Origin of the sequence: Pseudomonas sp. JZ114 (assembly GCF_051027705.1) — a bacterium.
Classification (GTDB): domain Bacteria; phylum Pseudomonadota; class Gammaproteobacteria; order Pseudomonadales; family Pseudomonadaceae; genus Chryseomonas; species Chryseomonas luteola.
This window is the reverse complement of record NZ_CP069256.1, coordinates 3,022,171-3,042,968: the sequence shown is the minus strand read 5'-3', so window position 1 is coordinate 3,042,968 and position 20,798 is coordinate 3,022,171. Positions and strand designations below refer to the sequence as shown.

Annotated in this window: 17 protein-coding genes; 16 read left to right on the top strand and 1 reads right to left on the bottom strand. The window is 54.4% G+C overall.

Going from position 1 to position 20,798, the window contains the following annotated elements; all coding sequences use genetic code 11:
• Nucleotide 1 precedes the first annotated feature (1 nt).
• The 15 genes from rsmH (at nucleotide 2) to lpxC (ending at nucleotide 17,265) form a co-directional block, all read left to right on the top strand.
• A complete protein-coding gene (rsmH, locus tag JQR90_RS14340) occupies nucleotides 2-940 on the top strand; it encodes a 16S rRNA (cytosine(1402)-N(4))-methyltransferase RsmH (protein ID WP_010795324.1) in 939 nt (312 codons plus the stop codon).
• Nucleotides 937-1,230 (top strand): cell division protein FtsL, encoded by a 294-nt coding sequence (gene ftsL / locus JQR90_RS14335; protein WP_010795323.1) that lies wholly within the window; start codon nucleotides 937-939, stop codon nucleotides 1,228-1,230. The genes rsmH and ftsL overlap by 4 nt, the downstream gene beginning before the upstream one ends.
• Entirely contained in the window at nucleotides 1,227-2,975 is a 1,749-nt protein-coding gene (locus JQR90_RS14330; RefSeq protein ID WP_010795322.1) for a peptidoglycan D,D-transpeptidase FtsI family protein, read from the top strand. Before ftsL ends, JQR90_RS14330 begins: the two co-directional genes overlap by 4 nt.
• The gene (locus JQR90_RS14325; RefSeq protein WP_037029698.1) at nucleotides 2,972-4,435 is read left to right on the top strand and encodes a UDP-N-acetylmuramoyl-L-alanyl-D-glutamate--2,6-diaminopimelate ligase; all 1,464 of its coding nucleotides are present in this window, start codon (nucleotides 2,972-2,974) and stop codon (nucleotides 4,433-4,435) included. The genes JQR90_RS14330 and JQR90_RS14325 overlap by 4 nt, the downstream gene beginning before the upstream one ends.
• Nucleotides 4,428-5,795 carry a UDP-N-acetylmuramoyl-tripeptide--D-alanyl-D-alanine ligase gene (locus JQR90_RS14320; RefSeq protein ID WP_010795320.1) on the top strand — a complete coding sequence of 456 codons (1,368 nt, stop codon included), beginning with the start codon at nucleotides 4,428-4,430 and terminating at the stop codon, nucleotides 5,793-5,795. Before JQR90_RS14325 ends, JQR90_RS14320 begins: the two co-directional genes overlap by 8 nt.
• Nucleotides 5,795-6,877 (top strand): phospho-N-acetylmuramoyl-pentapeptide-transferase, encoded by a 1,083-nt coding sequence (mraY, locus tag JQR90_RS14315; RefSeq protein WP_010795319.1) that lies wholly within the window; start codon nucleotides 5,795-5,797, stop codon nucleotides 6,875-6,877. Before JQR90_RS14320 ends, mraY begins: the two co-directional genes overlap by 1 nt.
• 7 nt (nucleotides 6,878-6,884) lie before the next feature.
• Nucleotides 6,885-8,231 carry a UDP-N-acetylmuramoyl-L-alanine--D-glutamate ligase gene (gene murD, locus JQR90_RS14310; protein ID WP_434140075.1) on the top strand — a complete coding sequence of 449 codons (1,347 nt, stop codon included), beginning with the start codon at nucleotides 6,885-6,887 and terminating at the stop codon, nucleotides 8,229-8,231.
• Nucleotides 8,231-9,430: a putative lipid II flippase FtsW gene (gene ftsW, locus JQR90_RS14305; RefSeq protein WP_010795317.1), complete on the top strand. Its 1,200-nt coding sequence runs from the start codon at nucleotides 8,231-8,233 to the stop codon at nucleotides 9,428-9,430. Before murD ends, ftsW begins: the two co-directional genes overlap by 1 nt.
• The gene (murG, locus tag JQR90_RS14300) at nucleotides 9,420-10,490 is read left to right on the top strand and encodes an undecaprenyldiphospho-muramoylpentapeptide beta-N-acetylglucosaminyltransferase (RefSeq protein WP_010795316.1); all 1,071 of its coding nucleotides are present in this window, start codon (nucleotides 9,420-9,422) and stop codon (nucleotides 10,488-10,490) included. The genes ftsW and murG overlap by 11 nt, the downstream gene beginning before the upstream one ends.
• Nucleotides 10,483-11,937, top strand: coding sequence for a UDP-N-acetylmuramate--L-alanine ligase (gene murC / locus JQR90_RS14295; protein ID WP_010795315.1), 1,455 nt, complete (start codon nucleotides 10,483-10,485; stop codon nucleotides 11,935-11,937). Before murG ends, murC begins: the two co-directional genes overlap by 8 nt.
• Nucleotides 11,934-12,884 carry a D-alanine--D-alanine ligase gene (locus JQR90_RS14290; RefSeq protein ID WP_073449440.1) on the top strand — a complete coding sequence of 317 codons (951 nt, stop codon included), beginning with the start codon at nucleotides 11,934-11,936 and terminating at the stop codon, nucleotides 12,882-12,884. Before murC ends, JQR90_RS14290 begins: the two co-directional genes overlap by 4 nt.
• A 1-nt stretch (nucleotide 12,885) precedes the next feature.
• The gene (locus JQR90_RS14285; protein ID WP_010795313.1) at nucleotides 12,886-13,746 is read left to right on the top strand and encodes a cell division protein FtsQ/DivIB; all 861 of its coding nucleotides are present in this window, start codon (nucleotides 12,886-12,888) and stop codon (nucleotides 13,744-13,746) included.
• A gap of 24 nt (nucleotides 13,747-13,770) precedes the next feature.
• Nucleotides 13,771-15,018, top strand: coding sequence for a cell division protein FtsA (gene ftsA, locus JQR90_RS14280; protein ID WP_010795312.1), 1,248 nt, complete (start codon nucleotides 13,771-13,773; stop codon nucleotides 15,016-15,018).
• 53 nt (nucleotides 15,019-15,071) lie between these two features.
• Complete coding sequence (ftsZ, locus tag JQR90_RS14275) at nucleotides 15,072-16,244, top strand: cell division protein FtsZ (protein WP_010795311.1); 1,173 nt, start codon at nucleotides 15,072-15,074, stop codon at nucleotides 16,242-16,244.
• A gap of 109 nt (nucleotides 16,245-16,353) precedes the next feature.
• Nucleotides 16,354-17,265 (top strand): UDP-3-O-acyl-N-acetylglucosamine deacetylase, encoded by a 912-nt coding sequence (gene lpxC / locus JQR90_RS14270; protein ID WP_010795310.1) that lies wholly within the window; start codon nucleotides 16,354-16,356, stop codon nucleotides 17,263-17,265.
• A 39-nt stretch (nucleotides 17,266-17,304) separates the two neighbouring features.
• On the opposite strand, the gene JQR90_RS14265 is transcribed toward lpxC, so the two are convergent.
• A complete protein-coding gene (locus tag JQR90_RS14265; protein ID WP_010795309.1) occupies nucleotides 17,305-17,769 on the bottom strand; it encodes a DciA family protein in 465 nt (154 codons plus the stop codon).
• A 205-nt stretch (nucleotides 17,770-17,974) separates the two neighbouring features.
• Between JQR90_RS14265 and secA the strand changes: the two genes are divergently transcribed.
• On the top strand, nucleotides 17,975-20,716 hold the full coding sequence (gene secA, locus JQR90_RS14260; protein WP_010795308.1) for a preprotein translocase subunit SecA: 2,742 nt from the start codon (nucleotides 17,975-17,977) through the stop codon (nucleotides 20,714-20,716).
• Nucleotides 20,717-20,798: the final 82 nt, after the last annotated feature.

Below are 20,798 nucleotides of genomic sequence, written 5' to 3'. Positions count from 1 at the left end.
TATGACCACTACGTTCAGCCATGTCACTGTCTTGCTCGACGAAGCCGTCGAAGCCCTGGCTGTGCGTCCCGAAGGCCTCTATGTCGATGGCACATTTGGCCGCGGAGGGCATAGCCGTGCAATTCTTGCACGACTTAAAAGCGGAAGCCTGCTTGGTTTCGACAAGGATCCCCAGGCGATCCAGTCGGGACAAGCACTGGCGGCCGAAGATGGCCGCTTTGTCATTGTGCAGCGAAGCTTTGCCGACATAGGCGAAGAACTGTTGCAGCGCGCCTGGATGGGACGTACGGATGGCGTGCTTCTCGATTTGGGCGTGTCCTCTCCTCAACTGGATGATCCCGAGCGCGGGTTCAGCTTCATGCATGATGGTCCTCTGGATATGCGTATGGATCCCTCTCGCGGTATAAGCGCCGCCGAGTGGATTGCAACCGCACCGGAAGATGAAATCAGTCGCGTATTCAAAGAGTACGGTGAAGAGCGATTCGCCAAGCGGATGGCCAGGGCTGTGGTACAGCGCAGGGACGTCACACCCTTTACGCGTACGGCTGATCTGGCCCAGGTACTGACTGACGCGAATCCTGCTTGGGAAAAAGGCAAGCATCCTGCCACGCGAGCGTTTCAGGGTATCCGGATTTTCATCAATAACGAGTTGGGCGATCTGGAAAGAGGTCTGGAAGCGGCCTTTGAAAGCCTGGCCATAGGCGGCCGGCTCGTGGTGATCAGTTTTCACTCTCTGGAAGACAGAATCGTCAAGCTCTTCATGCGTCGCCTGGCTAAGGGTGAGGCCGATAAACTTCCACGAAATCTTCCTATTCGTACGCAGGCTTTTGAGCCCCGCGCCTTGCTGGTAGGCAAGCCTGTGTATGCCTCCGAGGCTGAACTGTCCGTCAACCCTCGGTCCCGAAGTGCAGTCATGCGTATTGCGGAGAAGCTGCGATGAGTAGTCTCTTTGTAAAGCGTCTGCCCAAGGGCAGTACGACCATGTTGGTTCTATTCATAGCCGTCCTGCTGTCCGCTGTTGCTGTCGCTTACAGCGCCCACTGGAACCGGCAGTTGCTTAATACCCTGTATTCCGAGTTGAGCGTTCGAGACAAGGCCCAGGCGGAATGGGGGCGTCTGTTGCTTGAGCAAAGCACCTGGACGGCTCACAGCCGCATCGAGGCATTAGCCAGCGATCAACTCAAGATGCGCATTCCTGATCCTGAAGAGATCAAGATGGTGGCGCCATGATGAAGCTGGGGGGCATTCAACATCCATGGCGATTTCGCCTGGTTGTCATTGGCTTGGCAGGTATGGTCGCCGCTATTGGCTGGCGTGTCGTTGACCTGCATGTCATTGATCGTGCCTTCCTCAAGGGGCAGGGAGATGCCCGAAGCGTCAGAACTATTCCTATTGCTGCCCACCGCGGCCTGATCACGGATCGTAATGGTGAGCCGCTGGCTGTCAGTACGCCTGTCAGCACAATCTGGATAAACCCCAAGGAGCTGGCCGGCGCCAAGGAAAAATGGTCGATTCTGGCGGAGTCTGTAGGTCAGCCTTACGGCGATTTGGCAAAGCGTCTGGAGCAGAATTCCAATCGAGAGTTTCTTTACCTGGTTCGGGGAATAACACCGGAGCAGGGCGAAGCCGTCATGGCTACGGTCAAGCAGCACAAGATTCCTGGTGTTTATGACATCGAGGAATTTCGCCGTTTTTATCCGGCGGGTGAAGTGGCTGCACATGTCGTGGGGTTTACCGACATTGATGATCGCGGCCGTGAAGGCGTTGAGCTGGCGTTCAATGACTGGCTGGCTGGTGTCCCAGGCAAACGGCAGGTTCTGAAAGACCGGCGAGGTCGGGTCATCAAGGACGTTCAGGTTGCAAAAAACGCTAAGCCGGGCAATTCGATTGCCTTGTCCATTGACCTGCGCCTTCAGTACCTTGCAAATCGCGAATTGCGCAACGCACTCGCGCAGTTTGGCGCAGTGTCCGGTAGCCTGACGATGGTTGACGTCAAGACTGGCGAGATCCTCGCTATGGTTAACCAGCCTACCTACAATCCGAACAACCGTCGCAATCTGAACCCGGCCAGCATGCGCAACCGGGCCATGATCGATGTGTTCGAGCCAGGATCCACCATGAAGCCGCTTTCGATGAGCGCTGCTCTTGAAAGTGGACGCTGGAAGCCATCGGACACGGTGAATGTTTATCCTGGTTATCTGCAGATCGGCCGTTACACGATCAAGGACGTGGCTCGCAGCCAGGGCCCCCTGGATCTAACAGGTATTCTGATCAAGTCCAGTAACGTGGGCATGAGCAAGATTGCTTTCGATATCGGCGGCGAAACCATTTACAACACCATGCGCCAGTTTGGCCTTGGGCAGGACACTGGTCTGGGCTTTCCCGGTGAGCGTGTAGGCAATCTACCCAACTACCGTAAGTGGCATCCAGCAGAAACAGCCACATTGTCATATGGCTATGGTCTTTCCATCACCGCTATCCAGCTGGCGCATGCCTACGCCACGCTAGCCAATGATGGAAGTTTTATCCCGTTGTCCCTGACACGTGTTGAACGTTCCCCTCAAGGCTCCCAGGTGGTTCCTCAACAGGTAGCCAAAACCCTTCAGGGAATGCTGCAGCAGGTAGTTGAAGCGCCTACCGGTGTGTTCCGTGCTCAGGTGCCGGGATATCACGTGGCTGGCAAAAGTGGTACCGCCCGTAAGGCCGCAGTGGGTGCCAAAGGATATACACAGAATTCCTACCGTTCCCTTTTTGCCGGCTTCGGGCCGACCAGCAATCCGCGTATTGCCATGGTGGTCGTCATTGATGAGCCCAGCAAGGGCGGATATTACGGCGGCGTGGTCTCTGCGCCTGTTTTCAGCCGAGTCATGGCGGGTGCTTTGCGACTCATGAATGTTTCCCCCGACAATGTCGCTCCGTTGCCAGAGCAGGAGCAAGCCAGCGCTACTGAAGTATCCAGTGGAGGGCGTGGCTGATGATGTCTCTCACCCGGTTGATACCGCAGGCCAGTAGTGATGTTTCTGTAAAAGCACTTTGCCTGGACAGTCGACGTATCCAGCCAGGATCCGTTTTTTTTGCAGTACCTGGCGGAGTGCGTGATGGGCGTTTACATATTGCCGAAGCGATTGCCAATGGTGCCTCGGCAATCGTCTATGAGGCAGATCAAGCCCCCGATTTGCCTCCCGCTTCGGTACCTCTTGTGCCAGTCAAAGAGCTGGGCGCCGAGCTTTCAGCCATTGCAGGGCGTTTTTATGGCGAGCCCAGCGCTGCTCTTACGCTGATAGGCGTTACCGGTACTAATGGTAAGACCAGCGTGACGCAGCTAATCGCCCAAGCCTGTGATCGCCTAGGGCAACGCTGCGGCATCGTAGGCACGTTGGGGACAGGGTTTTGGGGAGCACTTGAGGCCGGTCGACATACCACGCCGGATCCCTTTGCGGTTCAGGCAGCGTTGGCTGCACTCAAGGAGCAGGGTGCTCAAGCTGTTGCAATGGAGGTTTCTTCTCATGGTCTGGAGCAGGGCCGTGTGGCGGCTGTGCAGTTTGATGTGGCCGTGTTCACCAACCTGTCTCGAGATCATCTTGATTATCATGGCACGATGGAGGCTTACGCCGCCGCAAAGGCCAAGCTTTTCCAGTGGCCGTCTTTACGGGCACGTGTAATCAATTTGGATGATGAGCAGGGCTGTCGTCTGGCTGAAGTCGAGCATGCCTCTCGGCTTATTACGTTCAGCCTGGAAAATCCCGCCGCTACGCTGTATTGCAAACACATCGCTTTTAGCGATGCGGGTATCGAGGCGAGTCTTGTAACGCCAGAGGGAGAGGCCAGGCTGGTCAGCCCATTGATTGGTCGCTTCAATCTCAGCAATTTGCTCGCAGCGATAGGGGCTCTGCTGGGTATGGGATTCACTTTGAGCCATATCCAGCGTGTAATGCCTGAGCTTCAGGGACCCGTCGGGCGAATGCAGCGCCTGGGAGGCGGTACGCAACCCCTGGTCGTTGTCGATTATGCCCATACTCCTGACGCGCTTGAGCAGGTTCTGGTTGCCTTACGCCCTCATGCCAAGGGGCGATTGATTTGCGTGTTTGGCTGTGGCGGCGATCGAGACAGTGGCAAGCGCCCGCTGATGGCTCGCATTGCTGAGCGGCTGGCCGATGCCGTTATCGTTACCGATGACAATCCTCGTACCGAGTCCAGCGCTCGAATTATCGACGATATTCGTGCCGGCTTTAATGAACCGGCGCGTGCCACATTTATACCCGCTCGCGACGAAGCCATTGCGTATGCCATTGGAGAGGCTTCCCGTGACGACGTAGTGCTCATTGCTGGAAAAGGGCATGAGGACTATCAGGAGGTCAACGGGGTCAGGATGCCTTTCTCTGATCTGGAGCAGGCCGCTCGCGAACTGGTTGCAAGGGATGAAAGCCATGCTTAAACCAATGTTTCTCCAGGATTTGACCGAGCCGCTTTCAGCTTCCCTGAAAGGTGGAAATGTAAGTTTTACAGCGGTCTCTACGGACAGTCGTACACTTGAGGCTGGACAGCTCTTTGTTGCGCTTACAGGGCCTCGGTTCGATGGTCACGCGTATCTATCCAGCGTAGCGGCGAAAGGCGCTGTCGCTGCATTGGTAGAAAAAGCGCAGCCTGACCTGAACATTCCTCAGCTGATCGTCAAAGACACCCGTGTCGCCCTGGGGCAGTTGGGTGAGCTTAACCGGCTCTCGTTTTCTGGCCCTGTGGTTGCCGTGACGGGGTCAAGCGGCAAGACCACAGTCAAGGAAATGCTGGCTGCCATTTTGAATACGCTGGGCTCGACACTGGCAACTCAAGGCAATCTGAACAACGACCTGGGTGCTCCGCTGACGCTATTGAGGCTGGAGCAGAGCCATCAGTATGCCGTTATCGAGCTGGGAGCCTCACGCCTAGGCGAGATCGCCTATACCGTAGGACTGACCCATCCCCACGTCTCGATCATTACCAATGCAGGACGAGCCCATGTAGGAGAGTTTGGTGGCGTCGAAAAGATTATCGAAGCCAAGGGTGAAATCCTGGAGGGGTTGGCAGCAAACGGCACTGCCATATTGAATCGAGACGATCAGGCCTTCGAAATATGGAGAAAGCGTGCCAAGGGGCGCAACGTTATCAGCTTTGGCCTGAATGACATGGCTATGTTCCGGGCTGCGAATATTGTTCGTGATGCTCGTGGCTGCCCTTCCTTCACGCTGCTCAGCCCGGCGGGTTCTGCTGACATTCAGCTAAATCTGCTGGGCGAGCACAATGTTGTCAATGCACTGGCCGCGGCCGCGGCTGCCCATGTCCTGGGAGTGGAGCTTGCGCATATTGTCCAGGGGCTTGAGGCGTTGCAGCCGGTCAAGGGGCGGACGGTAAGCAAGCTGGGTATCAACGATTCACGTGTTATCGATGACAGCTATAACGCCAACCCCGGCTCCATGAAAGCTGCTGTCGATGTACTGACAGGGTTTTCTGGCCGTACCGTTCTTGTCTTGGGCGATATGGGTGAATTGGGAGAATGGGCCGAATCTGCTCACCGCGAAGTCGGCGAGTATGCGAAAGGTAAGGTATCCGCTTTCTACGCCGTAGGTCCTCTCATGAAGCATGCCGCTGAGGCATTTGGGGCCGATGCACGGCATTTCGATGATCGGGCTGCGTTAATCGAGGCATTGCTTCTCGAGGCGGCTCCTGAATCCACATTTTTGATCAAAGGTTCGCGTAGTGCGGCGATGGATAACGTCGTTTTCGCGCTGTGCAATAAAGATGTTGAGGAGAAACACTGATGTTGCTGCTGTTGGCGGAGTTCCTGCAACAGTTTTACAAGGGCTTCGCGGTCTTTCAGTACCTGACCCTACGCGGCATTTTTGGCGTGTTGACAGCGCTCGTGCTTTCGCTTGCCTTGGGGCCGTGGATGATTCGTACCTTGCAGATACGGCAGATTGGTCAGGCAGTACGTAACGATGGGCCGCAGTCGCACCTTTCAAAGTCGGGTACACCTACGATGGGGGGCGCGCTGATCCTGACGTCGATCGGTATCAGCACGCTACTTTGGGCTGATCTTTCCAATCGATATGTGTGGACCGTGCTGGCCGTTACATTCTTGTTCGGTGCCATTGGCTGGGTGGATGACTATCGCAAGGTAATCGAAAAAAATTCTCGAGGCTTACCCAGCCGGTGGAAATATTTCTGGCAATCGGTCTTCGGCTTGGGAGCAGCAATCTTCCTTTATATGACAGCCAAGACACCTATCGAGACGACATTCATTGTCCCGCTGCTGAAAAACATCGAAATCCCGCTTGGGATTTTCTTCGTTGTGCTGACCTACTTTGTGATCGTCGGATCCAGTAACGCCGTTAACCTGACTGATGGCCTGGACGGTCTGGCCATTATGCCGACCGTAATGGTAGGTGGTGCCCTGGGTATCTTTTGCTACCTATCCGGTAACGTAAAGTTTGCTGATTATTTGCTGATTCCCTACGTAGAAGGTTCTGGTGAGCTAATCGTCTTTTGTGGCGCGCTGATCGGAGCCGGACTGGGCTTTCTATGGTTTAACACCTATCCCGCCATGGTCTTCATGGGGGATGTGGGCGCACTGGCGCTGGGTGCGGCACTGGGCACCATTGCGGTCATTGTCAGACAGGAAATTGTGCTCTTCATCATGGGTGGGGTGTTTGTGATGGAGACCCTGTCAGTAATGATTCAGGTTGCCTCCTTCAAACTCACCGGTCGTCGTGTTTTTCGCATGGCACCGATACATCACCATTTTGAACTTAAAGGCTGGCCTGAGCCGCGCGTTATCGTCCGGTTCTGGATTATCACCGTAATTCTGGTGCTGATCGGCCTGGCTACGTTGAAGCTGAGGTAAGACAACCATGAGCCTGATCGCTTCCGACCAGTTCCGCATTGTTGTAGGCCTTGGCAAGAGTGGCATGTCGCTGGTTCGCCATTTAGCGCGCCAAGGTGTTCCATTCGCTGTGGTGGACACGCGGGAAAACCCGCCTGAGCTGGAAACACTGCGCACCCATTATCCACAGGTAGAGGTGCGCTGTGGTGAATTGGATGCCGATTTCTTGAGCCGCGCCAGTGAGCTTTATGTCAGCCCCGGCTTGTCATTGCAGACGCCTGCAATTCAGAGGGCGGCGGAGCAGGGCGTCAGGCTTTCCGGTGACATTGAATTGTTTGCCCGTCTGGCCAAGGCGCCTATCGTTGCGATTACTGGGTCTAATGCTAAAAGTACCGTAACGACCCTGGTTGGTGAAATGGCTTGCAAGGCGGGCAAACACGTCGGCGTAGGCGGAAACCTTGGGACGCCAGCGTTGGATCTATTGGACGACAATGTCGACCTTTATGTGCTTGAGCTGTCCAGTTTTCAATTGGAAACCTGTGAGCGGTTGAGCGCTGAGGTGGCCACGGTATTGAACGTCAGTGAAGATCACATGGATCGCTACAGTGGTATGGCTGCTTACCATCTGGCCAAGCACCGGATCTTCAGAGGCGCACGTCAGGTGGTCGTCAATCGGGATGATCCCTTGTCTCGCCCGTTGGTGTCCGAGCAAGTCCCATGTTGGACATTTGGTTGTGGTCAGCCGGATTTCAACGGCTTCGGCCTGCGTGAGCACGACGGTGAGAAGTGGCTGGCTTTTCAGTTCGATCCGCTCATGCCTGTAAAGGACCTAAAGATTCGTGGCGCCCATAATCAGGCCAATGCCTTGGCTGCGTTAGCCTTGGGACATGCTGCCGGATTGCCTTTCGAGCCGATGCTGGAAGCACTTCGCGAGTTTTCAGGTTTGGCTCACCGTTGCCAGTGGGTAGGTGAGAAGGCTGGTGTGCACTATTACAATGATTCAAAAGCTACCAACGTAGGTGCTGCGTTGGCTGCTATCGAAGGATTGGGAAGCGATATCGCAGGCAAACTGGTGCTTTTGGCTGGCGGCGATGGCAAAGGAGCCGATTTCGAACCGCTCCGCAAACCGATAAGTGCTTTCTGCCGCGCAGTCGTTCTGCTTGGACGGGACGCTGAACGCTTGGCTGAATCCTTGAATACCGATATCACGATCGTTCATGTCTCCACACTAGAGCAAGCCGTCGAGAGAGCCGCAGCGTTAGCCGAGCCTGGTGATGCTGTTCTCTTGTCTCCAGCGTGCGCAAGCCTGGACATGTTCCGTAATTTTGAAGAGCGTGGGCGGTTGTTTGCTCAGGCCGTGGAGGCGCTTAATTGATGTTTTCCTTGCTGCGCCCTTATCCTTCGCCGCTCATCAGCCGGAACGGTGTTGATCTTGACTTTCCTTTGCTGGCTGGCTGTCTGGCCTTGCTCGGTTTGGGCTTGGTCATGATCACTTCCGCATCGTCGGAAGTAGCAGCCGCTCAGGCTGGAAACCCCCTCTATTACATGATTCGACACCTGATCTATCTGGCTATAGGTATCGTGGGTTGCGGAGCCACGCTCATGATCCCAATGGCTACCTGGCAGCGTTTTGGTGGAACTCTGCTAATTGCCGCATTCGCCTTGCTGATTATGGTGTTGATTCCCGGAATTGGCCGTGAAGTAAATGGATCGCTGCGCTGGATCGGCTTCGGTTTATTTAACGTTCAGCCTTCTGAAATAGCCAAGGTATTCGTTGTGATTTACCTGGCCGGCTATCTGGTGCGGCGAGAGCAGGAAGTGCGACGTAGCTGGGCCGGTTTTTTCAAACCTTTCATTGTGTTGCTTCCGCTGGCCATGCTTCTGCTGCGTGAGCCAGACTTCGGGGCAACGGTTGTCATGATGGGTGCAGCCGCTGTCATGCTGTTTCTGGGTGGCGTAGGGTTGTTCCGTTTCATTCTAATGGTGGCCCTGGCTGTTCTGGCGGTGTTTATCCTGGTTCAGACCCAGGAGTACCGTATGCAGCGTCTCATCACCTTTACCGACCCTTGGGCTGATCAATTTGGGTCGGGCTACCAGCTCACTCAAGCATTAATCGCTTTTGGCCGAGGAGGCTGGTTCGGGCTTGGCTTGGGTAACAGCATCCAGAAGCAGTTCTACCTGCCAGAGGCTCACACTGACTTTGTATTTGCCGTTCTGGCAGAAGAGTTGGGGCTTGTCGGAGCCTTGGCCACCGTCGGGTTGTTTCTCTTTGTATGCGTACGCGGCCTTTACATTGGCTATTGGGCAGAGCAGGCCAAACAGTATTTTGCAGCCTATATGGCGTATGGACTTTCCATGCTCTGGATTGGCCAGTTCCTGATCAATATCGGCGTAAATGTCGGGCTATTGCCTACCAAGGGACTGACACTGCCATTTTTAAGCTATGGCGGAAGTTCGCTGATCATCTGCTGCATCAGCATGGCATTGTTGCTTAGGATCGAGTGGGAAAGACGGACACTCATGAACGACGAGGAAGTTGAGTTTTCGGAAGAGGATTTTGCTGATGTCCGGTAATGTCCTCATCATGGCAGGCGGTACTGGGGGACACGTTTTTCCCGCGCTGGCCTGCGCCAAGGAGTTTGAAGGTCGGGGGTATACCGTTCATTGGCTGGGTACGCCTCGTGGTATTGAAAATGATGTCGTCCCGCAAGCAGGTCTTCCCTTACACCGTATTACCGTTACCGGACTACGTGGTAAGGGTATGCAGTCACTGCTGAAAGCTCCCTTTCAGCTCAGCGGAGCCCTAATGCAGGCGCTCGGCATCATGCGTACTCTCAAGCCTGTCTGTGTGCTGGGTATGGGTGGCTTCGTCACGGGGCCTGGCGGTATGGCGGCTCGTCTGTCTGGCGTTCCTCTTATTATTCACGAGCAGAATGCAGTTGCCGGTACTGCAAACCGCTTGCTTGCGCCTATCGCAAAAAAAGTATGCGAAGGTTTTCCTGCCACGTTCGCCGCGTCTCCCAAGCGGTTAAGTACAGGTAACCCCGTTCGCAAGGAGCTTTTCCTGCAAACCGTGCGGCCTTCTTTTGAAGGGCGTAGGGTCAATCTGCTGATTTTGGGTGGCAGCCTTGGTGCAGAGCCTATCAATAAACTTGTGCCTGAAGCGCTTGCTCAGGTATCCGCCGGCCTGCGTCCTAACGTGAAACACCAGGCAGGGCGGCAGCATGCTGAAGTAACACTGCAGCGCTATAGCTCCTCGAATCTTGATGCAGAGGTGATGCCATTCATCTCGGATATGGCTCAGGCTTATGCCTGGGCTGACCTTGTGATCTGCCGCGCAGGTGCACTGACGGTAAGTGAGCTTACGGCCGCAGGCTTGCCGGCATTTCTGATCCCACTGCCTCATGCCATTGATGATCACCAGACACGCAATGCTGAATTTTTGGTGAACGAGGGCGCAGCCCTTTTGTTCCCGCAGAAAATGACTGATGCGACGGCGATTGCCGCACAGCTAACTGAGGTTTTGATGCAACCCGAACGATTAACTGCCATGGCCACTCGTAGCCATGCCCTGGCTAAGCCTGATGCAACCCGAGCCGTGGTAGATGCCTGCCTGGAGGTGGCCAATGGTTAAATCCCAGAGCGCAATCCAGGCAGAAGTGCGTCGTATGCGTAGCATTCGGCGAATTCATTTTGTAGGAATCGGCGGCGTAGGCATGTGTGGAATTGCCGAGGTTCTGCTCAATCTGGGGTACGAAGTATCCGGCTCCGACCTCCGGGCTTCTCCTGTTACCGAGCGCTTGCAGCAATTTGGTGCCAAGATTTATATAGGTCATAGCGCCGAAAACCTTGAGCGCGTGGACGTACTAGTCGTTTCCAGCGCTATCAACAAGTCCAACCCTGAAGTGGCAGCCGCCCTGGAAAACCGTATTCCTGTGGTTCCTCGCGCTGAAATGCTGGCTGAGCTGATGCGGTACCGGCATGGAATTGCAGTAGCAGGTACTCATGGGAAAACCACAACTACAAGTCTGATTGCTTCCGTGCTGGCGGCCGAAGGCCTCGATCCTACCTTTGTCATCGGTGGTCGCCTGAATGCAGCGGGGACTAATGCTCAACTTGGAACCAGTCGTTATCTCGTTGCCGAGGCTGATGAAAGTGATGCGAGCTTTCTGCATCTTCAGCCTATGGTGGCGGTAGTAACCAATATCGACGCCGATCACATGGATACGTATGAAGGGGACTTCAGTCGGCTGAAGAAAACCTTTATCGATTTTCTGCATAATCTGCCCTTCTATGGACTGGCTGTATTGTGCGTTGACGATCCGGTCGTGCGTGAGATTATTCCTCAGGTTGCGCGTCCCACGGTGACTTACGGCACCAGCGAGGATGCAGACGTACGCGCAGTCGATATCCGTCAAAAAGGCATGCGTACCTATTTCACCGTACTTCGCAATGGTCGTGAACCCTTGGCGGTGTCTGTGAACATGCCAGGAGTACACAATGTACTCAACGCCCTGGCGACTATCGCCATTGCAACAGATGAAGGGCTTAGCGATGACGCCATCGTGGCGGGCCTGTCTGAATTCCAGGGAGTAGGTCGTCGCTTTCAAGTATACGGTGAACTGCCTGTCGAAAATGGCAGTGTGATGCTGGTAGATGATTATGGTCATCATCCCCGTGAAGTGGCTGCGGTAATAAAGGCCGTTCGTGGTGGTTGGCCTGAGCGCCGCCTGGTCATGGTTTATCAGCCCCATCGCTATAGCCGTACACGTGATTTGTACGATGATTTCGTGCAGGTCCTGGCTGATGCCAATGTATTGTTGTTGATGGAAGTCTATCCGGCAGGTGAAGAGCCGATTCCAGGTGCCGACAGCCGCCGTCTCTGTCATAGTATCCGTCAACGTGGTCAGCTAGACCCAATCTACATCGAGCGTGGTACCGAGCTTGCTCCTCTTATCAAGCCTCTCCTGAAGGCTGGGGATATTCTCCTCTGCCAAGGTGCTGGTGATATCGGCACTCTGGCTCCGCAATTGATAAAAAGCCCCTTGTTCAATTCTGACTTTCTGAGGAAGTCGCTATGAGCGCCATCCTTGATCCAATGTCGATCCAGCCAGCCGATTACGGTCGTGTTGCCGTGTTGTATGGTGGCAAGAGTGCCGAGCGCGAAGTTTCCCTTAATTCAGGGAAAATGGTGCTGGCTGCGCTGCAGGCTGCGGGCGTTGATGCGTTCGGTATCGATGTTGGTCAGGACCTGCTGCAGCGTTTGAACACTGAACAGGTAGACCGTGCCTTTATCGTCCTGCATGGACGGGGTGGGGAAGACGGTAGCATGCAAGGGCTGTTGGAGTGCCTGGGTATACCCTATACAGGAAGTGGGGTGCTGGCTTCCGCATTGGCCATGGATAAGCTGAAAACAAAACACCTCTGGTTGAGCCAGGGTCTGTCCACGCCTAAATACGCCGTTTTGTGCTGTGAGTCTGATTGTCGGAAGGCTGCTGAGGAACTCGGGTTTCCACTTATCGTCAAACCCGCCCATGAAGGTTCCAGCATTGGTATGGCCAAGGTGAACAGTGTTAATGAGCTGATCACTGCTTGGCAGTCCGCCTCGACGTACGATTCGCAAGTTCTTGTCGAACAATGGATTAGCGGTCCTGAGTTTACTGTCGCCCTGTTGGGCGATCAGGTACTGCCGCCTATTCGTCTGGGTACTACCCACGACTTCTATGACTATGACGCCAAATACCTGGCATCCGACACTCGCTATCAGGTTCCGTGTGGCCTTGATGAGGAGCGTGAGTTGGAACTCAAGGTATTGGCTCGTCATGCCTGTGAGGTCGTGGGGACTACTGGCTGGGCGCGCGTTGATGTCATGCAGGATAAAGAGGGTCGGTTCTGGCTGCTGGAAGTCAATACAGTCCCCGGCATGACGGACCATAGCCTTGTTCCCATGGCAGCCAAGGCCGCAGGCCTTGATTATCAACAACTTGTCCTGACGGTTCTGGCAGGCACAATGGAGTCGAGGGGCTAACATGGTCACGACACTTCGTCATACACAACCTGGATTGGGTCGTACGCCACTTCGTGGCAAGGTGCCGCCGCGTGGTGCAAGCCGCCTGGTGGAAAAGGAGCCTGTCTCGGCTCGGCTGCCAAAGCCCAGCTTCAATCTCTTTAAGCGTGTGGCCTGGCCACTTCTGCTGGTAGGGCTTGGCTTCGGCACATATGAGCTGTCTCAACAGCTGCTGCCTTATGCGGATCGTCCAATCACGAAGGTGAATGTCGAAGGTGACCTGAGCTACATCAGCCGAGAGGCTGTTCAGCAACGTATCGCGCCCTATGCTGACGGGACATTCTTTTCAATCGATCTGGCCAATATGCGTCAGGCACTTGAGCAGATGCCCTGGATTGCTCATGCAGAGGTTCGCCGTGTTTGGCCGGATGAAGTCGCCATCCATCTTGAGGAGCAGCTCCCTGTTGCGCGCTGGGGGGACGAAGCCCTGCTGAATAACCAGGGCGAGGCCTTTGCACCTAAGGATCTGGCACATTACGACAACCTGCCACGCCTCTATGGGCCGCAACGTGCGCAGCAGCAGGTAATGCAGCAGTATCAATTGTTCAGTCAGATGCTGCGTCCACTTGGATTCACGGTTACGCGGCTGGAAATGCATGATCGGGGGAGTTGGTTCCTGACTACGGGTCAGGGCGTTGAATTGATTTTTGGTCGTGATGACCTCGTGGACAAGATGCGGCGCTTCGTCAAGATGTATGACCAAGTACTCAAGGATCAGATGGCCAATATTGCTCGCATCGACTTGCGTTATCCAAACGGGCTGGCGGTAGCGTGGCGTGAGCCGGTAGCTCCCACAACTGTAGCGTCAGCCCGTGCCGAATAAAGAATTGAGGAGAATTCAATAAACATGGCGAACGTGCAGAGCGGCAAGATGATCGTCGGACTGGACATCGGAACCTCAAAGGTTGTGGCCTTGGTGGGTGAGGTGTCTTCCGATGGTCAGGTCGAGATTGTGGGCATCGGCACGCATCCTTCCCGCGGTTTGAAAAAAGGCGTAGTGGTCAATATCGAATCCACGGTCCAGTCGATTCAGCGCGCAGTAGAAGAGGCCCAGCTCATGGCGGGCTGCCGTATTCATTCGGCATTTGTAGGCATTGCAGGCAACCATATCCGTAGCCTGAATTCCCACGGTATCGTGGCTATTCGTGATCGGGAGGTCAGCCCTGCTGATATCGATCGTGTTCTTGACGCAGCTCAAGCTGTGGCGATACCAGCTGATCAACGGGTCTTGCACACTTTGGCTCAAGACTATGTCATCGACAACCAGGAAGGTGTACGTGAGCCGCTTGGTATGTCTGGTGTTCGTCTGGAGGCTAAAGTCCACGTAGTGACCTGTGCCGTTAATGCTGCCCAAAATATCGAGAAATGTGTTCGTCGTTGCGGACTGGAGGTCGACGACATCATTCTTGAGCAACTGGCTTCTGCATATTCCGTTCTGACGGATGATGAGAAGGAGCTGGGCGTATGCCTGGTGGATATTGGTGGCGGAACGACTGATATAGCCATTTTTACAGAGGGCGCCATTCGTCATACGGCGGTTATTCCCATTGCAGGCGATCAGGTCACAAATGACATCGCCATGGCTTTGCGAACGCCTACACAATATGCGGAAGAGATCAAGATTCGGTATGCTTGTGCTCTGGCAAAGCTGGCGGGGGCTGGGGAGACCATCAAGGTGCCCAGTGTGGGAGAAAGGCCGCCTCGCGAACTTTCGCGTCAGGCATTGGCTGAGGTAGTAGAGCCGCGTTACGATGAGCTCTTCACGCTTGTTCAGGCAGAGTTGCGCCGCAGCGGATATGAAGACTTGATTCCGGCAGGGATCGTATTAACCGGCGGTACTGCAAAGATGGAAGGGGCAGTTGAACTTGCCGAGGAGATTTTCCATATGCCGGTGCGTCTTGGCGTACCGCAGACGGTCAAGGGGCTGACCGATGTTGTACGTAACCCAATTTATTCAACAGGTGTAGGCCTGTTGCTCTATGGGTTGCAGAAGCAATCCGACAATGTGCCGGTTGTCACCGGCGGATACAGCAGTGACGAACCCAAGAATTCAGTCCTGGAGCGTATAAAGCGCTGGGTCCAGGGCAATTTGTAATCTAATTCAATCGCGGCAGCAGTAGGCGAAAACCGAGAGGAAGAGAGGGGATTATGTTCGAGCTCGTAGACAATATTCCACAGAGCGCAGTCATTAAGGTCATCGGTGTAGGTGGTGGTGGCGGTAACGCCGTTAACCACATGGTGAAGAGCGGCGTGGAAGGCGTCGAATTCATCTGTGCCAACACGGATGCCCAGGCGCTAAAAAATGTGAGCTCTCGTACAGTGCTGCAACTTGGCCCAGGGGTAACGAAGGGCTTGGGCGCAGGTACGAACCCTGAGATTGGCCGTCAGGCAGCCATGGAAGATCGCGAGCGTATCGCGGAAGTTCTGGAAGGCGCCGATATGGTTTTCATCACTACCGGTATGGGTGGTGGTACAGGTACGGGTGCCGCCCCGATTATTGCTGAAGTTGCCAAGGAGATGGGTATCCTCACCGTCGCCGTGGTAACTCGCCCGTTCCCCTTTGAAGGTCGCAAGCGCATGCAGGTGGCTGATGAGGGTATTCGCTCCCTTTCCGAATGCGTCGACTCTCTCATTACCATCCCCAATGAGAAACTGCTGACCATTCTCGGCAAGGATGCCAGTCTGCTAGCCGCTTTCGCCAAGGCTGACGATGTATTGGCTGGCGCAGTTCGTGGTATCTCGGACATCATGCAGCGTCCTGGCTTGATGAACGTTGACTTTGCTGACGTCAAGACGGTTATGGGTGAGATGGGCATGGCCATGATGGGAACTGGTCATGCCAGCGGCCCGAACCGTGCACGTGAAGCGACTGAGGCCGCTATCCGTAATCCACTTCTGGAAGACGTCAACCTGCATGGGGCTCGCGGTATTCTGGTCAACATTACTGCAGGTCTGGATCTATCCCTGGGTGAGTACGCTGCAGTGGGCGAAATCATTGAAGACTTCGCTTCTGAGCATGCAACCGTCAAGGTCGGTGCAGTAATCGACCCGGAAATGCGCGATGAACTCCACGTTACCGTGGTTGCTACCGGTTTAGGCGCCCGTCTTGAAAAGCCGGTCAAGGTGGTCGATAACTCTACTCAGCAGGCTAACGTTGCGCCGCGTCAGGAGCATGCTGCCGTCAACTATCGTGATCTGGATCGCCCGACCGTCATGCGTAGTCAGAACCATACAAGCTCTGCTGCTGCAGCCAAGATGAATCCAAACGATGACCTGGATTATCTTGATATTCCGGCGTTCCTGCGTCGTCAGGCTGATTGAATAGATTAATCGATGCAATCTGTGTGATTGGTGGGAATTAATGGGTCGTTCTGTTATGATCGACCCATTATTGACAACTATTCGCGATCAGCGATGAACGGCAACTGTCATGATTAGACAACGCACATTAAAGAACACTATTCGCGCTACAGGCGTTGGCCTGCATTCGGGGGAGAAGGTATATCTCACTCTGAAGCCAGCGCCCGTAGACACCGGAATCGTGTTTCGCCGCATTGATCTGGACCCGGTCGTGGAAATCCGCGCCTGGGCTGAGTATGTAGGCGAAACCACGATGTCGACCAATCTCATTCAGGGTGGTGTCAAGGTCGGCACTGTGGAGCATTTGTTGTCTGCACTGGCAGGTCTGGGCATCGACAATGCGTATGTAGAACTGTCCGCCGCTGAAGTTCCAATTATGGATGGAAGCGCCGGTCCGTTCGTGTTCTTGATCCAGTCCGCTGGCATCGAAGAACAGGAATCTGCAAAGCAGTTCATTCGTATCAAGCGTGAAGTCAGCGTCGTAGACGGTGATAAGCGTGCGACGTTTGTACCGTTTGACGGGTTCAAGGTCAGCTTTGAGATCGATTTCGACCATCCAGTGGTCAGCGGTCGTACTCAGAAGGCTTCCGTAGATTTTTCCAGCACCTCCTTCCTCAAGGAAGTCAGCCGGGCTCGTACCTTTGGCTTTATGCGGGATCTGGAATTCCTGCGCTCTCATAACTTGGCTCTGGGCGGAAGCGTTGAAAACGCTATCGTTGTTGATGAGCACGGTGTACTCAACGAAGACGGTCTTCGTTATGAGGATGAGTTTGTAAAGCACAAGATACTAGACGCCATTGGCGATCTTTATCTGCTAGGCAAAAGCTTGATTGGCGAGTACCGGGGCTATAAGTCCGGGCATGCCATGAACAACCGCTTGCTACGTGCATTAATTGCTCAGCCTGATGCGTGGGAAGTTGTAACGTTCGAAGGCTCTAGCGATGCTCCTATTTCTTACATGCGGCCAGCTGCTGCGGTGTAAGGAACGCGTGTTAAAAAAGCCACCTTTAAGGTGGCTTTTTTATTCTTCTGTCTTTTTCGGCTGCGCTCTACTGGCCAGTCGCTCAAGCGCGGCGCGCAGTGAAGGGTCTGAGATACCTTCAGCCGTGGATAGCAGGCTTTCTGCAGCGACATTGGAAAGCTCGCGTCGCGGGCCTGGCTTTCGATTTGGATCAGGGTTGGGTTTGACCTTGAACAGTATCTTTTGAAGAGCTGTAAATTCTGAGGACTGCTGAAGCTGTCGAAGCAAGCGGCGCTGCTGGTAACGCAAACGTGTAGCCCAATGTCCATCCGTAATAATGAGCAGAAGACACCCGTCCTGCCAGGTTGCGACTTTACAGTGCTCGCGTGCTGCAGGTTGTAGCTGTGCATCGACTAGGCGTTGTAGGCGTTCGAGACGCTCTGCCTGATATAGTAGTGGTTTCAAGGGTTTGGCCTGCCGAAGCAAGGTGGCAGGCGCTACGGCAACAATAGGACGAAAAACCATGTGTGCGCACTCCAGACAGGGGTTGGCATGTTAACAGATGAACCTCATGAGTCGGATAAACCTATTCAGAAATCCGACCTTTGAGTGATGTCAACCTTTTCTCGTCGGCGTTTCCGAGTAGAATGCCCCATTGTCTTTTTGACGGCGCGGGCGATGGCACCGATCCGCCGCCCCCCATTTCTCCGAGTGGAAGACCCAAGTCGATATGTTTGCGCCTTTGTTAAAGAAACTCTTTGGAAGTAAAAACGAGCGAGAAGTAAAGCGCATGAGCAAGGCCGTACAGGCCGTTAATGCGTTGGAACAGCAGATTATTGGGTTGTCTGACGAGCAATTGCGTGCCAAGACGTTCGAGTTCAAAGAGCGTTTGGCTAAAGGCGAGACACTGGACGATATCCTGCCTGAAGCCTTTGCCGTAACTCGCGAAGCGGGCAAGCGCGTAATGGGTATGCGCCATTTCGACGTCCAGCTCATCGGCGGTATGACGCTTCACGAGGGCAAGATTGCCGAGATGCGTACCGGTGAAGGTAAGACGTTGGTAGGAACGCTGCCGGTATATCTGAATGCCTTGTCTGGTAAAGGCGTCCACGTAGTCACCGTGAACGACTATCTGGCTCGCCGTGACGCGAACTGGATGCGCCCGCTGTATGAATTTTTAGGGCTGACGGTAGGCATTGTCATGCCTTTCCAGCCGCCGGAGGAAAAGCGTGCGGCTTACGCAGCGGATATCACCTACGGCACCAACAATGAATTCGGCTTTGATTATCTGCGCGATAACATGGCGTTCAGTATCGAGGAGAAATATCAGCGTGAGCTGAATTTTGCCGTTGTCGACGAAGTAGACTCCATTCTTATCGACGAGGCGCGTACGCCACTGATTATTTCTGGTCAGGCGGAAGACAGCTCACAGCTGTACATCCAGATCAATAAGCTCATTCCTCGTCTTCAGCAGCACGTTGAGGCTGTGGAGGGAGAGGAGGAGAAGGAAGGCCATTACACCATTGACGAAAAAACACGTCAGGTGGAAATAACCGAGCAGGGGCACCAGTTCATTGAGGAACTGCTTACCCAGGCGGGCCTGCTGGCTGAAGGTGAAAGCCTGTACTCAGCGCATAATCTTTCTCTTCTCACTCATGTCTACGCAGCGCTTCGTGCACACAAGCTGTTCCACCGTAACGTGGAATATATTGTTCAGGACAATCAGGTCCTGCTCATTGATGAGCATACCGGCCGCACGATGCCCGGACGTCGTCTGTCCGAGGGCCTGCATCAGGCGATCGAAGCGAAAGAAGGTCTGCCTATCCAGGCTGAAAGCCAGACATTGGCTTCTACTACCTTCCAGAACTATTTCCGGCTGTATAACAAGCTGGCTGGCATGACCGGTACGGCGGACACCGAGGCGTTTGAATTCCGTCAGATCTATGGTCTGGACGTTATTGTGATTCCAACCCACAGACCGCTGGCACGTAAGGATTTCAACGACTTGGTGTATCTGACCCAGGAAGAGAAATATGCGGCGATTATCGTTGACGTCAAGCAATGCCAGGAGTCAGGTCGTCCGGTATTGGTAGGTACCGCGTCGATTGAAAGCTCCGAATACCTGTCCCATCTGCTGCAGAAGGAAGGTATCGAGCACAAGGTACTGAACGCCAAGTACCACGATCGTGAGGCTGAGATCATTGCTCAGGCGGGGCGTCCCGGTATGGTAACGATTGCTACCAACATGGCTGGCCGTGGTACAGACATCCTCTTGGGGGGTAACTGGGAAGCTGAAGTTGCAGCCCTTGAGAATCCTACTGAAGAACAGATCGCTCAGATAAAGGCCGAGTGGCAGAAGCGTCATCAGCAGGTCATCGAGTCGGGTGGCCTGCATGTGATTGCCTCTGAACGCCACGAATCACGCCGTATCGATAACCAGCTGCGTGGTCGTGCAGGCCGTCAGGGTGACCCGGGCTCCAGCCGTTTCTACCTGTCCCTTGAAGATAACCTGATGCGTATCTTCGCGTCTGATCGCGTGAAGAATTTCATGAAGGCGTTGGGCATGGAAGCAGGCGAGGCCATCGAGCACCGCATGGTAACCAATGCCATCGAGAAAGCTCAGCGCAAAGTGGAAGGTCGGAACTTCGATATTCGTAAGCAGCTGCTCGAATATGATGATGTCGCCAATGAACAGCGTAAGGTGATCTATCACATGCGTAACACCCTGCTGGAATCGCAGGATGTGGGTGAGACGATCAACGAGTTCCGCCGTGATGCGTTGGCGCAAACATTCAGCGCCCATATTCCACCGCAATCCTTGCCTGAGCAGTGGGATGTGGCAGGGCTTGAAGAAGCGATCTATAACGACTTCGGACTCAAGCTACCGATTCAGCAGTGGCTGGATGAAGACGACAAGCTGTACGAGGAAACACTTCGCGAGAAAATTCTCGAAACGCTGGTGGCGGCCTATCATGAGAAGGAAGAGATGGCAGGTGCCGAGGCTCTGCGCAGCTTCGAGAAGCAGATGCTGCTGCGTGTCATGGACGATCTGTGGAAAGATCACCTGACTACAATGGATCATCTGCGTCACGGTATTCACCTGCGTGGCTATGCGCAAAAGAATCCGAAGCAAGAGTACAAGCGCGAGTCCTTCAACCTGTTCCAGGAGCTTCTGGAAAGCGTCAAGCGTGACACGATTCGTGTGCTCTCTCACGTTCAGGTTCGTCGTGAAGACGCTGCCGAAGAAGAGGCGCGCATGCGTCATGAGGCCGAGGAGCTGGCCAAGCGTATGCAATTCCAGCATGCCGAAGCGCCTTCCATTGCGCAGCCTGAGGTACAGGTACCGGAAGAGGGCGAAGACACAGTCGTACCCCTTGAGCCTGCACGCAACGAGCAGAAAATAGGCCGTAACGAGCCTTGCCCGTGCGGATCCGGTAAAAAGTACAAGCATTGCCACGGCAAGCTGGACTAATGCCTGGCTGACGTGCACACGTTATGACCCTATCGCCGCGACCGGCTCAGCCGCTCGCGGCGTTTCATTGTTAGCTACAGGA

Bases quoted from the DNA above. Each gene is read 5' to 3' on its own strand.
- secA (WP_010795308.1), top strand. From the start codon at position 17,975: ATGTTTGCGCCTTTGTTAAAGAAACTCTTTGGAAGTAAAAACGAGCGA.
- murD (WP_434140075.1), top strand. From the start codon at position 6,885: ATGAGCCTGATCGCTTCCGACCAGTTCCGCATTGTTGTAGGCCTTGGC.
- JQR90_RS14330 (WP_010795322.1), top strand. From the start codon at position 1,227: ATGATGAAGCTGGGGGGCATTCAACATCCATGGCGATTTCGCCTGGTT.
- murG (WP_010795316.1), top strand. From the start codon at position 9,420: ATGTCCGGTAATGTCCTCATCATGGCAGGCGGTACTGGGGGACACGTT.
- JQR90_RS14265 (WP_010795309.1), bottom strand. From the start codon at position 17,769: ATGGTTTTTCGTCCTATTGTTGCCGTAGCGCCTGCCACCTTGCTTCGG.
- ftsA (WP_010795312.1), top strand. From the start codon at position 13,771: ATGGCGAACGTGCAGAGCGGCAAGATGATCGTCGGACTGGACATCGGA.
- JQR90_RS14320 (WP_010795320.1), top strand. From the start codon at position 4,428: ATGCTTAAACCAATGTTTCTCCAGGATTTGACCGAGCCGCTTTCAGCT.
- murC (WP_010795315.1), top strand. From the start codon at position 10,483: ATGGTTAAATCCCAGAGCGCAATCCAGGCAGAAGTGCGTCGTATGCGT.
- rsmH (WP_010795324.1), top strand. From the start codon at position 2: ATGACCACTACGTTCAGCCATGTCACTGTCTTGCTCGACGAAGCCGTC.
- ftsZ (WP_010795311.1), top strand. From the start codon at position 15,072: ATGTTCGAGCTCGTAGACAATATTCCACAGAGCGCAGTCATTAAGGTC.
- ftsL (WP_010795323.1), top strand. From the start codon at position 937: ATGAGTAGTCTCTTTGTAAAGCGTCTGCCCAAGGGCAGTACGACCATG.
- ftsW (WP_010795317.1), top strand. From the start codon at position 8,231: ATGTTTTCCTTGCTGCGCCCTTATCCTTCGCCGCTCATCAGCCGGAAC.
- JQR90_RS14285 (WP_010795313.1), top strand. From the start codon at position 12,886: ATGGTCACGACACTTCGTCATACACAACCTGGATTGGGTCGTACGCCA.
- JQR90_RS14290 (WP_073449440.1), top strand. From the start codon at position 11,934: ATGAGCGCCATCCTTGATCCAATGTCGATCCAGCCAGCCGATTACGGT.
- lpxC (WP_010795310.1), top strand. From the start codon at position 16,354: ATGATTAGACAACGCACATTAAAGAACACTATTCGCGCTACAGGCGTT.
- mraY (WP_010795319.1), top strand. From the start codon at position 5,795: ATGTTGCTGCTGTTGGCGGAGTTCCTGCAACAGTTTTACAAGGGCTTC.